The following is an 18,756-nucleotide window of genomic DNA, read 5'->3' on the forward strand; positions in this document are numbered from 1 at the left end:
TGTAGACGGCGCGGAGGACCGACTGGTCGAAGACGACGTTTCCCGAGGAGGAGACGATCTGGACGTTGGAGGCGTCTCCCCCCTGGGCGATGGTGAAGTGGACCGAGGCCGAGATCGTCTGGGTGTTGTTGAGGACCGGTTTGCGCCAGTTGGACTTGAGAAGGTCTTCGAGGCGGGCCTTGTACCACTCGTGCTGGAAGGTGGGCTCGTCCAGGATGAGTCCGGGGACCTTTCCGCCGAGTCCGGGGGCGCCCTCGCCGCCGAGGCCCACGGCCTGACCGGGGCGGGCCGAGCGGACGGGAGCGGAGCCTTCGGGCTTGGGGGCCTGGGGCTTGCCGGGAAGGGTGGTCTTGGGCGGGCTCTTGGGCTTGGGCGGTTCGGGCAGGGTGGGCGCGGGTTTGGCGGACTGGCCGGGCGTGCCGTCGAGGGCGCCTCCGCGTCCGGCGGGCAGGTCCACCAGGCGGACCACCATGGGCTCCGGGAAGGCGGGCTTCTGGCGGAGGGCGGGGTGCCAGGCCACGGCGAAGAAGAGCCCCGAATGGAGAAAGACGGACAGGAGGAGGGCGAGGGGCAGAACCTCGTTGGGGCGGACCTTGGGGGGCCTCAGGCCCGAGGCGCGGACGGGTGGGCGTCGCCCGGCAGCCCGGCCGGCGGAGCCCGCCGAGCGGAGGGTGGGCGCGCCTGCGCCCGATCCTGCCTGGCGCGTGCCCGAGGAACGCTCCGCCACGGTTCCCTCCCGGCCCCGCCGGCCCCGGCCCTATTTGGGCGGCGGGGGCTCGGTGGCGAGGCCCACGGTCTCGATGCCCGCCTGCTTCACCTCGTCCATGACGGTCAGGACGTCGCCGTAGGGGACGGCCTTGTCGGCGAAGAGGTACACGGTCTTGTCCGACCGGTTGCGGAAAATCTGCTGAAGGTAGTTCTTCATGAGGTTTCGGTTCACGGGCTGGCTGTTGAAATAGATGTAGTTCTTGTCCTTGGGGATGGTGAGGATGATCCGCTCGGCGCCGCTGATGTTGCTGGTGGCGGTCTGGGGGAGGTTCACGTCGATGCCGCGCTCGAAGAGGGGGGTCGTGATCATGAAGATCACCAGGAGCACGAGCATGACGTCCACGAGGGGGGTGACATTGATCTCGGAAACCGGGTCGCCGTCGGTTCGCTGGGTGCCGAATGCCATGGATGGGGTCTCCTCCGGGTCAGGCGGCGAAAACGCCGTGGATCCGCTCGCCGCAGGCGGCGCACCGGCCGCCCGCGAGGGCCCTGGGTACGGCGTGAAAGCCCAGGCGCTCCAGGACGATTGTCCCACACTTCGGGCAGGTTGTGTGCTCCGACGGGTGGCCGGGGACGTTGCCCAGGTAGACGTGGTCCAGGCCGGCCTCGCGCCCGAGTTCCCAGGCCCTCTCCAGCGTCGCGAGGGGGGTGGGTCCGCCGCTGTCCATGAGATAGTCGGGGTGGTAGCGGCTGATGTGCCAGGGAACGTGGCGCCCCAGATCCGCCACGTAACGCGCGACGGCGCGCAGTTCGCCGTCCGAATCGTTCATGCCGGGCACCACCAGGGTGGTCACCTCCACCCAGACGCCGGCCCGGACAAGGGATTCCAGGCCGGTGAGGACGCCCTTCAGAGAGGCCCCGCAGACCTTGCGGTATCGCCCGTCGTCGAAGCCCTTGAGGTCCACGTTGGCCGCGTCGAGGAAGGCGCGGGCGCGCTCCACGGCCTCCGGCGTCAAGAATCCGTTGGTCACGAAGACGTTCTTGAGCCCGCGCTGGCGCGCCAGGAGGCCCACCTCCTCGGCCGTCTCGAAGAAAATGGTGGGCTCCGTGTACGTGTAGGCGAGGGTGGCGCACCCGGACCGCAGGGCGGCCTCCACCACGCGCGCGGGCGCCACGGGCTCGCCGGGGACCTCCCCGCCGTCGCGCACGGCCTGGCTCAACGTGAAATTCTGGCAGAAGCGGCATCGGAAGTTGCATCCGGCCGTGGCGATGGAGTAGGAGAGCGTGCCGGGCAGGAAGTGGAAGAGCGGCTTCTTCTCGATGGGGTCCACGTGGCCGGCGATGAGCCGGTCGCGGACGAGGGAGACCAGGCGGCCGTTCCGGTTGGCCCGAACCCGGCAGACCCCGGACCGGCCCGGAAGGATGCGGCAGCGGTGGGCGCAGAGGTCGCACACCACCCTTCCGTTCGCCTCGGGGCGCCAGAGGACGGCCTCGCCGAAGGGTCTACTGTCGTTCCCGAACGTACTCGGTTCTCGCGCCACAGGCCACGTCTCCCTCGTGGGGAAGGCCGGGCATCACCGCCTGGGGAACCGGCCCCTCGCGGGCCGGGGCGATCTCCAGCTTCACGGGGAATGTAGAGCCGCCCCAGGAGACGAGCAACTTCTTCCGGCCGTCGCGGGCCACGGTGCCCGGGTACCGGGCCACCCACGCTTCCACGTCGGCCTCGGGGATGGAAAGGGACAGGTCCCCGTTGACGGGGTAGCTCTGGAGGAAGTAGGGGAGCTTCAGGCGGAAATGGTCCCGGGCCGTGCAGGGGGGCGGCTCCGTGCCCTCGATGAAGTACTCGGGCCGCATCTCCTGGCAGGGGGTGTCCACCCCGGCGCGCTTGCCGGTGGCGGGATCGATGAGGACCTCGGTGATGCCTTCGGGGACGGGCCAGTCCAGGTCTTCCTGGCCGGCGGTGGCCGTCTCCATGAACATCCTCCAGATGGGAAGGGCCACGCGGGAGCCGGTCTCCAGGTTTCCGAGGGGCTTGTGGTCGTCCTTGCCCGTCCAGACGCCGCAGAGGAGGGACGGGTTGAACCCCATGAACCACGAGTCCGTGTAATTGTTCGTGGTGCCCGTCTTCCCCGCGAAGTGGCCCTTCATGTCCGAGATGCTCGCCGCCGTGCCCCTCTGGATGACTCCCGTCATGGCCTGGACCATGAGGAAGGCCACTCGGGGGTCCCAGACCTGGCGGCTCTCCGAGCGGAACTCCTCCAGGACCTTGCCGTCCCGGTCCGTAATGCGCGTGATGAAGCGGGGCCGGACGTACACTCCGCTGTTTCCGAAGGCCGTGTACGCCCCCGCCAGTTCGAGAAGGGTGATCTCGAAGGCTCCGAGGGCCATGGAGGGGTAGGGCTGCAGGTCGGTGGAGATGCCCAGGAGTCTGGCGTTCTCGATGACTCCCTGGTAGCTCGTCGCGTTGAGGGCCTTGACCGCCGCGATGTTCACCGAGTGCTCGATGGCCGTCCGGTAGGTGATGTGCCCGAGGTAGTCCTTGTCGAAGTCCCGGGGGATGTAGCCGTCCTCGCAGATTCGCGAGGCCTGCTCGCGGCCCGTCAGAAAGAGGGTGGGCTCATCCACCAGGGTGTCGGCCAGGGTGCGTCCGCCCGTCAGGGCCGTGGCGTAAATGATGGGCTTCACCGCCGAGCCCGTCTGGCGCCGGGCCTGGATGGCCCGGTCGTACATGGAGGACGAGAACTCGTACCCGCCCACCATGGCGAGGACCTCTCCCGTGTGGGGGTTGAGGGCCACGAGAGCGCCCTGGGCCAGGGGCTTCTGCTCGACCTCGCACTCCAGGGAGGGGGGGCCCTCGACGATCTTCAGGAGGATCCGGTCGCCGGTCTGGAACACCCGCTCGGGGAACTGCACTCCCGTCCACTTCCAGGCTTCGGGAGAGAGGCGGACCTGGGTCCCGCCCAGGGAGGCCACGATCTCGGTCCGGTCCACCGAGAGGACGGTGGCCCAGCGGCGCCGGCCGGGATCGAGGTCGTCCCCCGTGTACTCCGGCGGGGCGGAGGCGCCACGGGAGGGTCCCTTGTAGCCGCGGCGGCGGCTGTAGGCGTGGAGCCCCTCGCGGACCGATTCCTCGGCCAGTTTTTGGAGCCGCGGGTCGATGGTGGTGAAGACCTGAAAGCCCCTCTGGAGAATGGCCTCCTCGCCGTACTTGTCCTCGAGGTACTGGCGGACCTGCTCGGCCACGTAGTCGGCCAGTCCCTGGGTCTCGATGACGGCCTCGGACAGGTTGAGGGGCTCTTTCGAAAAGGCCTCCCACTGGGAGGGCGTGATGACCCCCGTGTCCCGCATCCTCGCCAGCACGAGGTTGCGGCGGGCGAGGGCGCGCTCGGGGTGGCTTCTCGGAGAGTAGTAGGAAGGCCGCTGGATGAGACCGGCCAGCAGGGCGGCTTCCGGGACTGTCAGGTCGCGCGAGCGCTTGTTGAAGAAATGCCGGGCGCTCGCCTCCACGCCGTAGTAGGCTCCGCCGAAGCAGACCTTGTTGGCGTACATTTCGAGAATCTGTTGCTTGGAGTATCGGCTCTCGATGTTGATGGCGAGGATGAGCTCCCGGACCTTGCGGGTGAGGGTCTTCTCGTCCGTGAGGAAGTACTTCCGGGCGAGCTGCTGGGTGAGGGTGCTTCCCCCCTGGCTCGCGCGCCCGTGGGTCACGTCCTTCCAGACGGCCCGGAGGATGCCTCGCACGGAGAAGCCGTGATGCTTGTAGAAGTCCGTATCCTCCACGGCGAGGAGGGCCTTGAAGAAATTCGGCGAGATGTCCGAGAAGCTGACCAGGACGCGCTTTTCGGCCCCGTATTCTTGGAGGACCTTCCCGTCCCGGCTGTAGACGCGGGTCATCTGGTGGGGCGTGCTGAACTGGAGGCTGTCCACCTCGGGGATGTCCCGGGTGAGCCAGACGCCCACGGCGAGGCCCACCGCCAGGCCGGAGGCCAGAAGGAGAAGGGCCAGCCTGAGCTTTCGGAACGCCGGCTTCACGAGCAGAACAGCTTGTAGAAACTTCGGAAGCTTTCGTTCTCGCATAGGGCCTTGTTGATGGCGAAATAGTCCTGAACCTGGTTGGTGGTGGTCCTCAGGCGCTGGCAGAGGGTCCGAAGCAGGTTCCGATAGACCTTGGAGGCCAGCTCGGGGGAGGCGTTCATGAGATCGTAGAACTCGTCGCGGCCGAGGGTGAGGACCACCACGTCGCTCTCGGCCTCCACCGTGGCGCTGGCCGGGTCGCCGTCGAGGATGCTCACCTCGCCGAAGGTCTCGGGGGGCTCGAGGGTGGTGATGACCACTCGGGACCCGTTGAGGGTGCGGAAGATGCGCGTCTTGCCTTCGACGAGCACGTAGAGCTTGAGCCCGCCGTAGCCCTGCTCGAGGATGGTGGACCCGGCGGGGTAGTTCTCCACCGAGAAGCGCCGGGCCATCTGCTCGAACTCCGCCCCCTCCAGGCCCTGAAGAAGGGGGATCTTGGAGAGCATGTCGGAGAAATCGCCCATGTCCGGCCTCCCGTTGCCGGATGGTACTATGACTCCATGGTGGAGTCAATTTCGACCGCCGGAAAAGCCTACGCTCTCCTCTTCCCGGGTCAACTTTTCGAGCGCCCGGGGATGGGGGTGCCCCTCCGGGGCCAGGAAGGGTTCGAGCGCCTCCTGCCGCGGTTCCAGGACGCGACGAGGGGCCACTTCGTCCGGTGGGTCACGGAAGCCCCGGCGGAGGAGATATCGGAGCGCTTCACGGCGCCGCGACTCATGGTGCTGTTCGGGTGCGCCGCGGCAGAGGCGGCCCGGCAGAGGCTGGGACCACCGGCCGCCGCCGCCGGATACTCCCTGGGCTTCTACGCCGCCGCCGTCTTCGGACGCTGTGTCGCCCTGGAGCCCATCCTGAAGTGGCTCGAACGGGTGAACGAGGTGAACGCCTGCCGCTTCCCCCCGGGCGCCTTCGCCCTCGCCTCCGAGACGGGCCTTACGGAAAGCGAGTTGAAGGGGGCCTTCGCCGCGGCGGGTCTGAAGGGCCTCGAGGTGGCCAACGTCAACAGCGCCCGCCAGATCGTCTTTGCCGGGCCCGCGGAGGAGGTGGAGTCGGGACGGCGAGTCCTCGAGGGACGTGTCCTGGACTGCCGCCGCCTTCCCCTCGACGTGCCGCTCCACACGCCCTATGTGGAGCACGCGCGGGAGGCGGTGGCGGGATGGTGGAGTTCGGTTCCCGCCTCCTCCCCCACGCTCCTCCTCCCCTCGCCGGTGGACGGAACACCGGTCGGCTCGGGGGAGGCCTTCAAGCGCCACATGCTCGAATCCGTCGTTTCGCCCACGCGGTGGGACCTGGTGGTGGAGGCGCTCGTCCGAAGGGGCGTGACGAAGATGGTGGACCTGTCCCCCGGCGGCGAACTCGGGCGGGCGAGCCGCTGGGTCTGCCGGGAGGTCGAGGTGGTCCCCCTGACGGCGCTCCTGGGCGGCGGATCGTGATCCGGCTGGAGGAGGAACCGCCGGCGCCCCTCGATCGCCTGGAGGCGATCCTCCTCGGCGCCCCGGATGGCCGGATGGACCTGTCGGCGGCGGCGGCCCTCTGCCTGAAGGCCGCGTCGGGGGCCCTCGCCGGCCGGGTGATGGCGGCGCTGGCGTCGGGCGACGGGCGGTTCGTCGTGGGGGACGGGATGGTGAGGCTTCGCGAAAAGCCCCCCGAACCGCCCCTGCTCCTGGAGGAAGCCGAATTTGCGGTGGTGGATTTCGAGACCAACGGCCTGGGGGGACCGGAGCGGGCCATCGAGATCGGGGTGGCCCTCTTCCGCGGAGGCCGGGAGGTGGGGGCCTTCGAGAGCCTCCTCCAGCCCGATACGGGGCTCTCTTCTTTCGTGACGGGGCTTACGGGGATTCGAGAGGAGGACCTCCGGGGTGCGCCCCGTTTCGAATCCGTATGGCCGCCGCTCGAGTCCCTCCTCCGGGGCAGGGTGCTCACGGCCCACAACCTGGCCTTCGACCGCCGGATCCTCCGAATGGAAGCGGCGAGACTGGGCTCGGCCCTGCCGGAAACGGCCGGAGAGGTCTGCACCCTCCGTCTGGCGCGGGCCGTTCTGGGAAGGGCAGAGAGCCGCGGGCTGGACGCCCTGGCCCTGCGCTTCGGGCTCTCCTTCTCGGCGCGCCACAGGGCCCTGGACGACGCCCGGGTGGCGGGGCGCCTTCTCTTCCGGCTCATCGAGTCGGCGCGGGAGCGATGGGAGGTCCGGACCCTCGAAGACCTCGCCCGCATCCAGGGCACCCGGCCCAAAGTCAGGAGTCGGGGGGCTGAACGCTGCTCTCCGTAATGCGCGCGGAGGGGGGCCGCCCTCGGCTCAGGGCCTGGAGGGCTGCTCGTCGGGGACGATGCTCTCCCGGAGGGCGGAAGGAGAGGGCACGGGAATGGCCATCCACGAGCCGTTCCGGGGGTCGAGGAGGAACCGGTAGGAACAGGTACGGTTGCCCTGCCGGGCCATGGTCGTCCAGCCCCGGGCGAAGTAGGGACAGGCGTCGTTGAAACAGATGTACAGAAATTCGGCGTCCCACTCGGTGAAGGGGGTCTGGGGGACGGCCCACCGGCTGAGGCGGTGGCCGCAGTGGGGGCAGGTGAGGGAGGCCGCCGCGTCCCCCGCGCGCCGGCGGATTTCCTCCGCCGTGGGGCCATCGAATACGACGGATTCGGGTCTCGGCCTCTCACGGCCCGCCGTCCCGCCACGTTTCTCCGCGTAGAGGGCGCACACGGGGTCGCTGGATTCCAGCAGGCCGGCGTAGCGGTCCCGAGCCGGGCGGGGGAGTCCGCGGGCCAGGAAGGCAGCGGGCTCCAGGAAATCCGGACACGATGCGAAGAGTCCCCGCACGTAATCGATGCGCTCTTCCTCGGACGACTCCCTCCAGACCCTCACGGCCTTGGACGGGAAGTACCGGTTGGAGAAGGCGACGAGGAAGAGGCCGCCCGGCTTCAGGACGCGGGCCGTCTCGCGGAAGATCTCTTCGGGCCGGGTGAGGTAGTCCACGGAGAGGCAGTTCAGGACCGCGTCGAAGGAGTCGTCCTCGAATGGGAGAGCGGGCGTCCGGTTGAGGTCGAGCAGGTGGCGTTCGGTGAGGAGGGGGTTGCGGGCGAGTTCCCGCGGGTTGAGCCCGATGCCCGCGAGGCGGGAGGGACGCACGGAGGGGGGGATGTGGGAGTCCCAGGAGGCCATGAGGTCCAGCACCGAGGGGCGTTCCTCCACAAGGAGCGCTCCCACGAGGCGTTCGAGAACGATGAGGGCGCGGGAATCCAGGTGAGAAACGAACCGGTCCCTCGCGTAGAAGACGGCGTCGTCCCCCTCGTCGAGGCGCGAAAAAGGAGATTCAACGGATCGGGTCATGGGCGGAGGCCTCCTTCGGAGGAAAAACGCCTTCCCGCGGCGCATCTTCCACGCGCGGTGAACTTGACGGGGCCGAGGGCGGAGCCTACTCTGGAGGCGGGACGACCGGGGGAGGGGCGGCGATGCGGGTCCTGGTCTGCGACGACAATGCCGACATCCTGGAGTTGGTGACCTTCGTCCTGGAGGGGGACGGACACGAGGTGGAGGCGGTGGGAAACGGTCGGCTCCTGCTGGAGAGCGTGAAGGCCCGCAGGCCCGATCTGATCTTGCTGGACCTCAGGATGCCCGGTTTCGACGGGTTTGACGTGCTGAGGGCGCTTCATGGGGGCGGTGGGACGCCTCCTCCCGTGGTGGCCATCTCCGCCAAGACCCTGGAGGAGGACCGCCGGGCGGCCCTCGCGGCCGGCGCGAGCCGCTATCTCCTCAAGCCCTTCGGTATCGGGGAACTCCTGGACACCGTCCGGTCCTTCGGCTAGAGCAGGGGCCAAGAACAGAATCCCCCCTGCCCTCCGTCGGTCGGTCACTCGGGCGGCGGGGCCGCGGCGGTCAGCAGAAGGTACCGGTCGCCGCCGATGGGTCCGTCGTGGACGACCCGGAACCTGGGGTCCTCTTTCACGCCCCAATCCTCCCGCTGGACGAGAAGGAGGCGGTGGCCCCCCTGGAGGAGGAACCGCTCGGCCTCCGCGCGCTGGCTCTTCGGAAACACGGGCGTCGTCGTCCGGAGGTAGTAGTTCACCGACGGCACGAGGTTGGGGAAGGTGCCGACGGTTCCCCCCGCGTCCAGATAGGGCCGCGCGGCGGCGGCGAAGGGGCGCGGCGTCTTGGTCCGGTCCAGGGCGGATGCCGCCGGAAGGACCGTCAGCGGGAAGAAAGCCAGGGCGCCGGTCGCGAGGCAGACTGCTCCCCGGACGGGCTTTCCGCGTCCCGTGAGCCAAGCGGCCGATAGGGCGCCGCCGGTGAGGGCCAGGGCGCCCAGGACCAGGAAGGGCCGAAGGGAATGGTAGGGTTCGGGCATCTGGGCAATGCCCACGGCGCCGGCCCCGGCGAAGACCGCCCCGAGCACCACGTAGGCCAGGCGGAAGCCCCCCGTCTTCCAGCGGCCCGCCTCCAGGTTGAGGAGGCCGTAGGCTACGAGCAGGGCCATGCCAGGAAAGAGGGGGTGGATGTACACCGAACGCTTGCCCGCCGAGAGGGAGAAAAAGACGAGGTAAACCCCCATCCAGGTCAGGGGCAGGAGGGCCCCCGGCTCCCGCCAGGCCTTCTTTCGGATCAGGGGAGCGGCGAGGGGCACGAGGAGGAGGGAGAAGGGAAGCCCGTCCGCGAAGAGGACCCCGAGGTACTGGTAGACCGGAGCCTTGTGGTGCCAGGGCTCCAGGTAGCGCTGGACGGACTGCTTGAAGACGAGGCTCTTCGGGTAGTCCCATCCGGCGGCCAGGCCCGCCGCTCCCAGCCAGAGGGCCACGAGAAGAAGGGCGCCCGGGACGGACCACTGAAGGCCGAGCCGCTTCAGGCCGGTCCAGTCCCGCCTCAAGGACAGGTAGACCAGGAGGATGAGCCAGGGGAGGAGACAGCCGACGGCCCCCTTGGCCACCACGCCGAGGGCCGCGAGGAGGGCCATCCCCAGGAGGCCCGCCAGCCGCCGGCCCTGCCCCGCGGAAAGCCGCAATCCCAAAGCGATTTGCCCCGTCACGAGGGCGGCCAGGACCATGTCGATCTGGCCGAACTGGGCCTGCCAGCCGAACTTGAACAAGGTCCCCAGCAGGAGGGGCGCCAGCCACGCGCCCCTCGGTCCCATGAGCCTCAGTCCGATGAGGCCCGTGAGGACGAGGGTGAGGACCCCTCCCAGAAGGCTCGGGACCTTCACGGCCCATTCGGGGACATCCTCCGAGGGGAGCGAGGCGATCTGGACCAGGTCGAAGAACAGCGGGGGCTTCTGGGAGTACAGCTCGCCGTTCAGAAGGGGGACGAGCCACCGGCCGTTCTCCCGCATCTCCCGAGCCACCTGGGCGTACCGGGCTTCGTCGGGCGCCCAGACGCCCCTCGCGGGCAGGAGACAGGCCCAGACCGCGAGGCAGGCGGCGAGGACCCACAGGAGGCGGCGCCGGTCCATGGATCAGGCCTCCCCGGGGGCCAGCTCCCCGCGGCGGCGCCGGCGGAAGATGAGCATCAGGTTCCGGACGTAGATGAAGAGGCCCGTGGCCTGCCCCAGGATGAAGACCGGGTCCTTCCGGTAGATGGAGTAGGCCAGGAGCAGGAGGCCCCCCACGAGGCTGAAATACCAGAAGGCCACGGGGATGACGCTGCGCTTCTTCCGCTCGCTCGCCAGCCACTGGACCACGAAGCGCATGAAGAAGGCGCCCTGCGCCACGAAGCCGAGAATGAGCCAGAACCGGGGCCAGGTAAACCAGCTCAAGGCAGTTCCTCCCGGATGCGGTAGCGAAGGACCCGCTTCTGCATCCACCGTACGGCCAGCAGGTCGGGAAGGGTGGCCCTCAAGCGGTCGAAGACCCCGTACTTGGTCTCACCGTGGATCCGGGGCCGATGGTTCACCTTCACCTGCGTTACGGTGAAGCCCTCCATGCGGCACAGGGTGGGAAGGAAGCGGTGCATCCCTTTCAGGAGCTTCAAGGGGGCCACCGCCTCCCGCCGGAAGGCCTTGAGGGAGCAGCCGGTGTCGATGATGTCCTCGTGGGTGGCCCAGTTTCGGACCCCGTTTCCGATCCGCGAGGTGATTTTCTTCACGAGGCTGTCCCGGCGCTTGGCGCGGTACCCCACGGCCACGTCGAACCGGTCCATCTCCCTGAGAAGGAGCGGGATGTCGTGGGGGTCGTTCTGGAGGTCCGCGTCCAGGGTGACGAGGATCTCCCCCCTGGCGCTGCGGAGGCCCGCGTCCATGGCGGCGGTCTGTCCGGCGTTCTTCTCGAAGACCACCACCCGCACCATGGGGTTGGCGGGAAGGAGGCCCCGGAGAACTTCCAGGGACCGGTCCCGGCTGCCGTCGTCCACGAAGACGACCTCGTAGGAGAAGCCCTCCGGGTCGAGGGTTTCCCGGATCTCCCTCAGGAGCGCGGGGAGGTTCTCCTCCTCGTTGTACACGGGGACGACGACGGAGACGCGGGGGCGGGTCGAGGGCTCAGCGGCCATTCCGTTCGGCCTCCTGGACGTAGGCGATGATCTTGTAGGCCAGCCGGGCCGCCAGAAAATCGGCCGAGAAGTGAATCCGGTCGGGAGCGAGTTCCATCAGGTCCGCGCCCACCACCCTTCGCTCCCGGCAGAGGCGCCGGATGAACTTCAGGACCGGGTACCACCCCAGGCCGCCGGGCTCGGGGGTGCCCGTGCAGGGGACGAGGGAGGGGTCGAAACCGTCCAGGTCCACCGTGAGGTAGACCTTTTCGGGAAGGCCTGAAAGGGCCCGGTCCATCCAGGCCTCCCCCTCCTGGCACTCCCGGGCCCACAGGACGGGCCACGTGCCCTTCTCCTTCAGGAAATCAGCCTCCTCCCGCGAGAGGGAGCGGATGCCCAATTGGGCCGTGCCGGCGCTGGCCTCCACCACGCGCCGCATGACGCAGGCGTGGTTGAAGGGGGTCCCCTCGTAGGTGTCCCGAAGGTCGGCGTGGGCGTCGATCTGGACGATGCCGATCTCCCCGTGGGCCGCCCGGTGGGCGTCGAAGGCGGGCCAGGTGAGGCTGTGCTCCCCTCCCAGGGAAATCACGAACTTCCCCTGGGCCAGGTAGTGGGAAACGGCCTCGCGAACCGTCCCCACCATCGCGGCCGGGGCCGCGTCGTGGAAGTAGAGGTCCTCCGTCGTGTGGATGCCGGCCCCGGAAGCCTCGAAGCCCACCTCCTCGTCGAAGAGCTCCATGTTCCGCGAGGCTTCGATGATGGCCCGGGGGCCCAGCTTGGTCCCTTTTCCGTAAGAAGTCGTGGCTTCGTAGGGAAGGGGAAGGATCACGAAGCGCGAGGAGGCGAGGGAACTGGCCTCGGGGGGAAGCCCCCCGAAGTTGTTGGGATAGAATTCCGGCATGCCCTCTCCTGAAGTGCCCCCCGGCCTCTCCCGCGTAGGATAGGCCAGGGGCCGCTCCCGCGCAAGGGCCGCCGCCAAAGCCAGGGCTTCCGCCGGCGCGAGGGGAGAGGGCTGCCCGCGACGGACGCGCCTTGTCGTGGGCGGCGCGGTGGGGTAGGCTTCTCGCAGGGAGGCGGTCCATGGCCCTCTTTTCGAGATCGGACAGAACCGATCCCCTGGACCTCCTGCGCCAGGGGAAGTTCCCGGAGGCGGCGAAGGTCCTGGAAAAGCGGCTCGCCCAAAGCCCCGACGATCTGTCGGTGAAGCTCCGCCTGGCCGAGGCCTACGAGGGCTGCAACCGGAGGGACGAGGCGGCGCGGCTCTACCGGGAGGAGGCCGAGTCGGCCATGCGGAGCGGCCAGCGGGCCCAGGCGACGGCGCTCCTGCGAAAGGCCCTCAGGCTTTTTCCCGAGGACGCGGAGATCCTCGATCGGATGCGGGGGATCGACGGGGTCCGTGAGGCCTCGGCCCCCGCGGAGGCCTTCTCCTTCGACCTGGAGGCCCCGGCGGAGCCTCCGGCGCCTGCCGTTCCGCCCGATGTCTCCCGCGAGCCGCCCGCCGAATCGGGGTTTCACGAGTCGGGCGAAGGGATTTTCGCCACCCTGCACGCCCTCATGCCGGACCTGTCCGCCGACGACCTCGGGCGCCTCTCCGCGCTCTTGAGGGAGAGGACGCTCTCGAAGGGAGAGGTCCTGGTTCGGGAAGGGGAGGCGGGGGGATCGCTGTTTATCGTATCGAGGGGCCTCTTCGAGGTCCGTGGCACCTTCGCCGGGGAGGAACTCGACCTCGGGACCCTGGGGCGGGGCGATGTGATCGGGGAGGTGAGCCTGCTCCACGAGGTGCCCCGGACGGCCACGGTGACGGCCGTGGAGCCGTCGGTGGTCCTCGAAATGGAGACGGATAACGTCTCCCGCCTGCTGAACGAGCGGCACGATCTCCGCGCCCGTCTCGAAGCCGTCGTGGAAACCCGGGTCCGACAGACCCTGGACCTGCTCAAGAAAAAGGACGTCGGTTCGGATGACGATACGCAAAGTTGAGCTGTACGGCTCGCCCGTCTTGAGGGAGAAGGCGAGGCGGGTGGAGGAGATCACGCCCGAGATCCGCACCCTGATGGACGACATGGCAGAAACCATGCGGTTCGCGGGCGGGGCGGGTCTCGCCGCGAACCAGGTGGGCGAGGCCGTGAGGGTGATGGTCGTGGACCTGGGTCTGGAAGGCGGTCCGGAGAATTACACCTTCTTCGTGAACCCGGAGATCCTGGAGCAATCGGGGGAGTCCTTCCGGGAAGAGGGGTGCCTCTCCTTTCCGAAAATCTTCGAAAAGGTCCGCCGTCCCTCCCATGTGAGAATCCGCGCCCAGGACCGGGAAGGGAAGACCTTCGAGCTGGATGGCGACGCCTACCTGGCCCACGCCCTGTGCCACGAAATCGATCACCTCGACGGCGTGCTCATCCTGGACCGCGTTTCTCCCCTCCGAAGAGACATCTTGAAGCGGAAAATCAAAAAGATGATCCGGGAGGGCGAATGGGACAACCCCTACCCGAACGGCTAGTCTTCATGGGGACGCCCGACTTCGCCCGGGCGAGCCTGAGGGCGCTCCTCGAGGCGGGGTTGAGGCCCGCGGCGGTCTTCACGCAGCCGGACAAGGCCCAGGGCCGCGGCCGGAAGGTCGCCCCACCGCCCGTAAAGGTCCTCGCCGAATCCGAGGGGCTGCCCGTCCTTCAGCCCGCCAGCCTCAAGGACCCCGCGGCCCAGGAAGCTCTCCGCGCCCTGGAGCCCGACCTCATCGTGGTGGCGGCGTACGGGAAGATCCTTCCCAAGGCCGTCCTCGAGGTCCCGCGCTTCGGATGCATCAACGTCCACGCCTCCCTCCTTCCCCGCCACCGGGGGGCTTCGCCGGTTTCCCACGCCATCTGGGAGGGGGACGAGGTGACGGGTGTTTCCATCATGCGCATGGAGGAAGGCCTGGACACGGGTCCGGTGTACGCCCAGAGGGCCATTCCCGTTCCGGAGGGGGCCACGACGGGGACGCTCACGCCGGTCCTCGCCGAATTGGGCGGACGTCTCCTGGTAGAGGTCCTTCCGGGCATCGTGTCGGGGGATCTGGAGCCCGAGGCCCAGGACGAGGCCGGGGCCACCTACGCGCCCCGCCTCCGTCCGGAAGACGGACGGCTCGACTTTTCCCAGCCGGCCCGGCGGCTGGAGCGCCAGGTGCGCGCGCTCTCCCCCTGGCCCGGCGCCTTCGTCACGGTCCGATCCGAGAGAGTGAAGGTGGAGAGGTCCCTTCTGGGCGGTTCCGCCCCGGCCGAGGCCCGGCCGGGAGAGGTGGTTTCGGGGCCGCCCGTCTCGGTGGCCTGTGGAGATGGCCGATGCCTCGTTCTGACGGACCTTCAAAGGGAAGGTCGCCGCGTCCTGTCCTCCGCCGACCTGCTTCGGGGGTTCCCCGTTCCTCCAGGAACGCGCCTGGGGGAGTGAAGCCCGGGGAAGGCCGGCGCCCGGTCTCCAGGCCGGCTCCCCCCAGGCGAAACCTCAGGGCCCTGGCGGCGCGCCTGCTCGAGGAGATCCTCGGGGCCAACCAGTCCCTCAAGGGAGTGGTCCAGAGGGAGCAGGCGAGGCTGACCCGGGAGGACGACCGGGCCCTCCTGCGGGAGCTGGTGGCGGGACCGGTCCGGACCCTTCCGTTTCTGGACTGGGCCATCAAGGAGTGCACCGCCCGGGGTCCGGAGCGGACGCAGAGGGAACTCCTCCACATCCTCCGGGTGGGCGCCTACCAGATCCTTTGTCTAGACCGAATCCCCGCCTACGCCGCGGTCCACGAGTGCGTGGAGGCCGCCAAGAGCCTGAACCCCGGCGCGGGCGGCTTCGTGAACGGCATCCTCCGCAGCCTTTCGGAAAAACGCGGGTCTCTCCTCGATGCCCGGATCCATTTTCCCGGGGCCGAAGGCGCGGCCCTTCGAAACGGGGCCCCGCTCTGGCTCGCGCTCCGGTACGAAAGGCGCTTCGGCGAGCAGGGCGAGGCGCTCCTCCGAGCCCTGGCCGAGCCGGCCTCCACCTCGATCCTGTTCATGGGCACCGGCGCGGAGGCGCGAGGACTGCCGATTCTGGAGCGCCAAGGATTCAAGCTGACCGCCGAGGCGGCCCTTCCCCTCACGTACCGCGTGGATTCGGGCAACCCCGCCGATTCCGAGGCCTTCGCGCTCGGCCTCTTTTACGTCATGGACCCGGCCTCCCAGATCCCCGCGCTCCTTCTCCCGGTTCCCCGCGGGGGGCGGGTCCTGGACCTGTGCGCGGCCCCCGGGGGAAAGACCATCCGTTTGGCCCTCCGAACCGGCGACGAACGGCGCCTGGTGGCCGCGGACCGCAACCGGCGGCGCCTCCGCCAGATGGCCCAGAATCTCAGGAGGCTGGGCTTCCCCTTCATCCGCCTGGTGGCGGCCGAAGCCCCCGGGCCCCTTCCCTTCACCGGAGGTTGGGACGGCGTCCTGGTGGACGCCCCGTGTTCCTCCCTCGGGACCCTGCGGCGAAACCCCGAGATTCGGTGGCAGACGACGGAGGCGGACCTGGCTCGCCACGGCGCCCGGCAGGGCCGTCTTCTCTCGGCGGCGGCGGACCTGGTGAAGCCCGGCGGACACCTCCTGTATTCAGTCTGCTCCATCGAGCCCGAGGAGACCCTCGACCCGGTTCAGGCCCTGCTCGCCACCCGGTCGGACTTCGTCCCTGAGGCGCTGAAGGCGCCCGAGGCGCTGGAGCCCCTCCTCGAACCGGCGGGGGTTGGACGGGCCTTCGTCCTGCCCTCGAAGGTTCCCTGGGACGGGTTCTTCGTGGCCCTGCTCAAGCGGAAGGGCGGGCGCGCCAAGGGGTCCTCCTGATGCGGTCCCCGCCTCTTTCCTGCCTGGAGTTGGGACCTCGAAACGCCCCACCCGTCCTTCTGGTGCACGGTTTCCCTTTGGATGGGCGGATGTGGGGGGCCGTGTCCCGCTTGCTCGCCCAGAGGTGGCGGATCCTCGTGCCGGATCTGAGGGGCTTCGGGACGTCTCCGCCCGCCCCGGAGCGGTGGGGCTTGGAGGATTGCGCGGGGGACCTGGCGGAAGTGGTCCGGACGCGCGGGGCCTCGCCCTGCGCGGCCGTGGGGTTCTCCATGGGGGGCTATGTGGTCCTGGCGCTGGCCGAGCGCGCCCCCGACGTGCTCCGTGGGGTTGCCTTGGTGGATTCGAAGGCCGGAGCCGACGGGGAGCGGGTCCGTCGGGACCGGACCGCCTGGGCGGCCCGCGTGAGAGCCGAAGGCACGGCGTGGCTTGTGGAGGAAATGCTCCCTCGGCTCCTCCATCCGGCCAACCTGGAGGCGAACCCCCGCCTGGCGGACGACGTGAGGCGCATCATGGCGGCGCAGCCCGCGGCGTCGGTGAGGGCGGCTCTCCTGGCCATGCGAGACCGCCCCTCCCGGGAACAGGTGGTGGAGCGCCTGGGGGTTCCGCTGGAAGTCCTGACGGGGTCCGCCGACAAACTGACGACCCCCGAGGAAGGGAAGGCTCTGGCCGGACGGGCGCCCCTTGGGGTGTTCCACGAGATCCCGGGGGCCGGGCACCTGGCTCCCGTGGAGCGCCCGGCGGAGGTCGCGCTCCACTTGGAAGGGTTTCTTTCCAGGGTGTTCGGGCCGGCGCCCCAGGCGTGACGGCTGCGGCGCCGGGGGGCCGCTAGACCGATTGCAGCGCAAAGGCCTCCAGGACCGCGGCGAGGCCGTCGGGGCGCTCGATGGGGGCCATGTGCCCGCAACGGGGAAGGACCTCCAGGCGAGAGCCCGGGATGCGGCGGTGGGCTTGGCGGCACTCCTCCAGGAAGGGGTCTTCGTCCCCCGCCACGAAGAGCACCGGGGCCCTCAGCCGCTCGAGCCCCCGCGCCGTGTCATAGACCCTCGGCTCCACCGGGGACAGCAAGTCCGCGGCGCGGTAGCCTTCCATGGCGTCCCGGAGGAGGCGGATCCCATCCGCGGTGGCCCGGACCTTGCCGAAAAGTCGCCCGGCCTGGAGCCGGTCCATGACCGCTCCCGGCCCCTCGGTCCGCGCGATGTCCCGGATTTCCCGGACCCAGGCCGAGGCCACCGACCGGAAGGGAGCCGGTCCCTCGGGCGGAGGTTCGGCGGATCCGATGCAGGCCACCGAGAGGGTCCTCTCCGGGTAGGCCATGGCGAAGACCATGGCCGTGCGCGCCCCCCGGGAGTGCCCGGCCACGTGCGCCGCCGCGATTCCCAGGTGGTCCAGGAGGCGGGCCGCGTCCTCCGCGTCGGCCAGGCGGGAGTATTCCGCCTCGGGGCTTGCGATGGAGAGGCCCGCGTCCCGGGGATCCAGTCGAATCACGCGAAACTTCTCCACGAGGCGGGGAACCACGAGGTCCCAGAGCCTCAGGTTGAGCGTCCACCCCGGCACGAGGACCAGGGGCGGCCCCGCGCCTTCGACTTCAAAGCGGAGGCGGACGGAGGGGGACTCCAGGAAAGCCATCGCCCAGGCGAATCAGGGATCAGAGGTCCCTGTGGCTCCCATCGCACATGGGCTTGGTTTTGGAGTGCTTGCAGCCGCACCAGGCCACCCGCTTGCGGGCCTCCAGGGTGAACCGGATGGGAGAGTGGCCGGTGCCCTTGTGGGACCCGTCGCAGAAGGGCTGTTTGGCCGAGAGGCCGCAGGCGCACCACCAGTGGTCGCCCGGTTCGGTCTCCTGTACGAAGGGGGCCTTCTGAACGATCTTGGGTTCGGCCATGACGACTCCTCTGGGGCGAGGGCAACACCGCCTCGCGGCCCCGCATTCGGTTCCGTTCAGCGGATGAGGAGCAGGGGGCCGTACTGGTTCAACCAGGCCCTATGCGCCTCGTAGTTGGGCAAAACCCGCTCCACGAGCTTCCAGAAGGACGGGCCGTGATGGGGGTGACGGAGGTGGCACAGCTCGTGGATCACCACGTAGTCGAGAATCGAAGGGGGAGCGAGGAGGAGGCGCCAGTTGAAGGTGAGGGTCCCTCCGGCGGTGCACGCCCCCCAGCGGGTCTTCTGGTCCCGGATGCTCAGGCGCTTGGGCCGGACCCGCAGGAGCGGAGCCAGGGCCTCCACGCGCCGGGCCAGCACTTCCCGGGCCTTGACCCGGAGGGCGGCCTGAAGGACCTCCGCCACGGGGGTTTCCCCCTGCCTGGGCACGGTGACCACCACCCGGTCACGGTGCCACTCCACCGAGGCATCTTCGCAGGCCACGTTTCGAACTTTGAGCGGCAGGTAGCGGCCCCGATAGGGCACCTTCCGGCTCTCCCCGAGGGGCGGCGGAGCCTCGGCCAGGAGCGCGTCCCGGCGTTCCAGGTGATCGAGGATCCACGCCGCATTGTTCCGGATGACGCCAGGAAGCCTTCCGGCGGTCCCCCAGCGGGGAAGCACCACGACCAGCCCGTCCCGCTCCTCCACCTTGAGGAGAATGCGGCGCGCGCGGCGGTTGCGGCGCACGACGTAGGAGATGGCTCGGCCCGAAAGAGTGATCCTGCCCCGAGCGATCATGGAGCCCCCTCCTGGGAGGCCGGGCCAGTGTAGGGTCAGTTTTCTCCCGGCGCAAGACCC

The 18,756-nt window shown here is 69.4% G+C and carries 21 protein-coding genes; 8 read left to right on the forward strand and 13 right to left on the reverse strand.

Annotated features, from left to right (window positions below; genetic code table 11):
* From AB1824_10325 to AB1824_10345, 5 genes are all read right to left on the reverse strand, one after another.
* Positions 1 to 727: TonB family protein (locus AB1824_10325; protein ID MEW5765361.1), on the reverse strand; the 727-nt coding region annotated here is incomplete at its 3' end.
* A 30-nt stretch (positions 728 to 757) separates the two neighbouring features.
* Positions 758 to 1,174 (reverse strand): biopolymer transporter ExbD, encoded by a 417-nt coding sequence (locus AB1824_10330; protein MEW5765362.1) that lies wholly within the window; start codon positions 1,172 to 1,174, stop codon positions 758 to 760.
* A gap of 19 nt (positions 1,175 to 1,193) precedes the next feature.
* On the reverse strand, positions 1,194 to 2,249 hold the full coding sequence (gene amrS / locus AB1824_10335; GenBank protein ID MEW5765363.1) for an AmmeMemoRadiSam system radical SAM enzyme: 1,056 nt from the start codon (positions 2,247 to 2,249) through the stop codon (positions 1,194 to 1,196).
* Positions 2,212 to 4,785, reverse strand: a complete 2,574-nt coding sequence (locus AB1824_10340; GenBank protein MEW5765364.1) for a PBP1A family penicillin-binding protein — start codon at positions 4,783 to 4,785, stop codon at positions 2,212 to 2,214. The genes amrS and AB1824_10340 overlap by 38 nt, the downstream gene beginning before the upstream one ends.
* Positions 4,737 to 5,246, reverse strand: a complete 510-nt coding sequence (locus AB1824_10345; protein ID MEW5765365.1) for a cyclic nucleotide-binding domain-containing protein — start codon at positions 5,244 to 5,246, stop codon at positions 4,737 to 4,739. Before AB1824_10345 ends, AB1824_10340 begins: the two co-directional genes overlap by 49 nt.
* A 36-nt stretch (positions 5,247 to 5,282) precedes the next feature.
* Between AB1824_10345 and AB1824_10350 the strand changes: the two genes are divergently transcribed.
* Both AB1824_10350 and AB1824_10355 read left to right on the forward strand, forming a co-directional pair.
* Positions 5,283 to 6,212 carry an acyltransferase domain-containing protein gene (locus AB1824_10350; GenBank protein ID MEW5765366.1) on the forward strand — a complete coding sequence of 310 codons (930 nt, stop codon included), beginning with the start codon at positions 5,283 to 5,285 and terminating at the stop codon, positions 6,210 to 6,212.
* The gene (locus AB1824_10355) at positions 6,209 to 7,048 is read left to right on the forward strand and encodes a 3'-5' exonuclease (protein MEW5765367.1); all 840 of its coding nucleotides are present in this window, start codon (positions 6,209 to 6,211) and stop codon (positions 7,046 to 7,048) included. Before AB1824_10350 ends, AB1824_10355 begins: the two co-directional genes overlap by 4 nt.
* Positions 7,049 to 7,075: 27 nt before the next feature.
* On the opposite strand, the gene AB1824_10360 is transcribed toward AB1824_10355, so the two are convergent.
* Positions 7,076 to 8,107 (reverse strand): methyltransferase domain-containing protein, encoded by a 1,032-nt coding sequence (locus tag AB1824_10360; protein MEW5765368.1) that lies wholly within the window; start codon positions 8,105 to 8,107, stop codon positions 7,076 to 7,078.
* A gap of 122 nt (positions 8,108 to 8,229) precedes the next feature.
* Here AB1824_10360 and AB1824_10365 point away from each other — a divergent pair, with 122 nt between their 5' ends.
* Positions 8,230 to 8,583 (forward strand): response regulator, encoded by a 354-nt coding sequence (locus tag AB1824_10365; GenBank protein MEW5765369.1) that lies wholly within the window; start codon positions 8,230 to 8,232, stop codon positions 8,581 to 8,583.
* 44 nt (positions 8,584 to 8,627) lie between these two features.
* Here AB1824_10365 and AB1824_10370 read toward each other — a convergent pair whose 3' ends face one another.
* The 4 genes from AB1824_10370 to speB are packed head-to-tail and all read right to left on the reverse strand — an operon-like array spanning position 8,628 to position 12,131.
* The gene (locus AB1824_10370; GenBank protein MEW5765370.1) at positions 8,628 to 10,217 is read right to left on the reverse strand and encodes a glycosyltransferase family 39 protein; all 1,590 of its coding nucleotides are present in this window, start codon (positions 10,215 to 10,217) and stop codon (positions 8,628 to 8,630) included.
* Positions 10,218 to 10,220: 3 nt separating this feature from the next.
* Positions 10,221 to 10,520 carry a lipid-A-disaccharide synthase N-terminal domain-containing protein gene (locus tag AB1824_10375; protein ID MEW5765371.1) on the reverse strand — a complete coding sequence of 100 codons (300 nt, stop codon included), beginning with the start codon at positions 10,518 to 10,520 and terminating at the stop codon, positions 10,221 to 10,223.
* Entirely contained in the window at positions 10,517 to 11,251 is a 735-nt protein-coding gene (locus AB1824_10380) for a glycosyltransferase family 2 protein (GenBank protein MEW5765372.1), read from the reverse strand. The genes AB1824_10375 and AB1824_10380 overlap by 4 nt, the downstream gene beginning before the upstream one ends.
* Positions 11,241 to 12,131: an agmatinase gene (gene speB / locus AB1824_10385; GenBank protein MEW5765373.1), complete on the reverse strand. Its 891-nt coding sequence runs from the start codon at positions 12,129 to 12,131 to the stop codon at positions 11,241 to 11,243. The genes AB1824_10380 and speB overlap by 11 nt, the downstream gene beginning before the upstream one ends.
* 179 nt (positions 12,132 to 12,310) lie before the next feature.
* Here speB and AB1824_10390 point away from each other — a divergent pair, with 179 nt between their 5' ends.
* The 5 genes from AB1824_10390 to AB1824_10410 are packed head-to-tail and all read left to right on the forward strand — an operon-like array spanning position 12,311 to position 16,841.
* Complete coding sequence (locus AB1824_10390; GenBank protein MEW5765374.1) at positions 12,311 to 13,207, forward strand: cyclic nucleotide-binding domain-containing protein; 897 nt, start codon at positions 12,311 to 12,313, stop codon at positions 13,205 to 13,207.
* Entirely contained in the window at positions 13,188 to 13,721 is a 534-nt protein-coding gene (gene def / locus AB1824_10395) for a peptide deformylase (protein ID MEW5765375.1), read from the forward strand. Before AB1824_10390 ends, def begins: the two co-directional genes overlap by 20 nt.
* The gene (gene fmt / locus AB1824_10400; protein MEW5765376.1) at positions 13,694 to 14,644 is read left to right on the forward strand and encodes a methionyl-tRNA formyltransferase; all 951 of its coding nucleotides are present in this window, start codon (positions 13,694 to 13,696) and stop codon (positions 14,642 to 14,644) included. Before def ends, fmt begins: the two co-directional genes overlap by 28 nt.
* Entirely contained in the window at positions 14,641 to 16,038 is a 1,398-nt protein-coding gene (locus tag AB1824_10405; GenBank protein ID MEW5765377.1) for a transcription antitermination factor NusB, read from the forward strand. Before fmt ends, AB1824_10405 begins: the two co-directional genes overlap by 4 nt.
* Positions 16,038 to 16,841, forward strand: coding sequence for an alpha/beta hydrolase (locus tag AB1824_10410; protein MEW5765378.1), 804 nt, complete (start codon positions 16,038 to 16,040; stop codon positions 16,839 to 16,841). Before AB1824_10405 ends, AB1824_10410 begins: the two co-directional genes overlap by 1 nt.
* A 22-nt stretch (positions 16,842 to 16,863) precedes the next feature.
* Here the strand turns inward: AB1824_10410 and AB1824_10415 are convergent, their stop codons facing one another.
* The 3 genes from AB1824_10415 to AB1824_10425 are packed head-to-tail and all read right to left on the reverse strand — an operon-like array spanning position 16,864 to position 18,696.
* Complete coding sequence (locus tag AB1824_10415) at positions 16,864 to 17,664, reverse strand: alpha/beta fold hydrolase (GenBank protein MEW5765379.1); 801 nt, start codon at positions 17,662 to 17,664, stop codon at positions 16,864 to 16,866.
* A 19-nt stretch (positions 17,665 to 17,683) separates the two neighbouring features.
* The gene (locus AB1824_10420) at positions 17,684 to 17,920 is read right to left on the reverse strand and encodes a CDGSH iron-sulfur domain-containing protein (GenBank protein MEW5765380.1); all 237 of its coding nucleotides are present in this window, start codon (positions 17,918 to 17,920) and stop codon (positions 17,684 to 17,686) included.
* Between the two features lie 56 nt (positions 17,921 to 17,976).
* A complete protein-coding gene (locus AB1824_10425; protein ID MEW5765381.1) occupies positions 17,977 to 18,696 on the reverse strand; it encodes a SprT family zinc-dependent metalloprotease in 720 nt (239 codons plus the stop codon).
* Between the last annotated feature and the right edge of the window lie 60 nt (positions 18,697 to 18,756).

The organism is Acidobacteriota bacterium (genome assembly GCA_040752915.1).
Lineage (GTDB): Bacteria > Acidobacteriota > UBA4820 > UBA4820 > DSQY01 > JBFLVU01.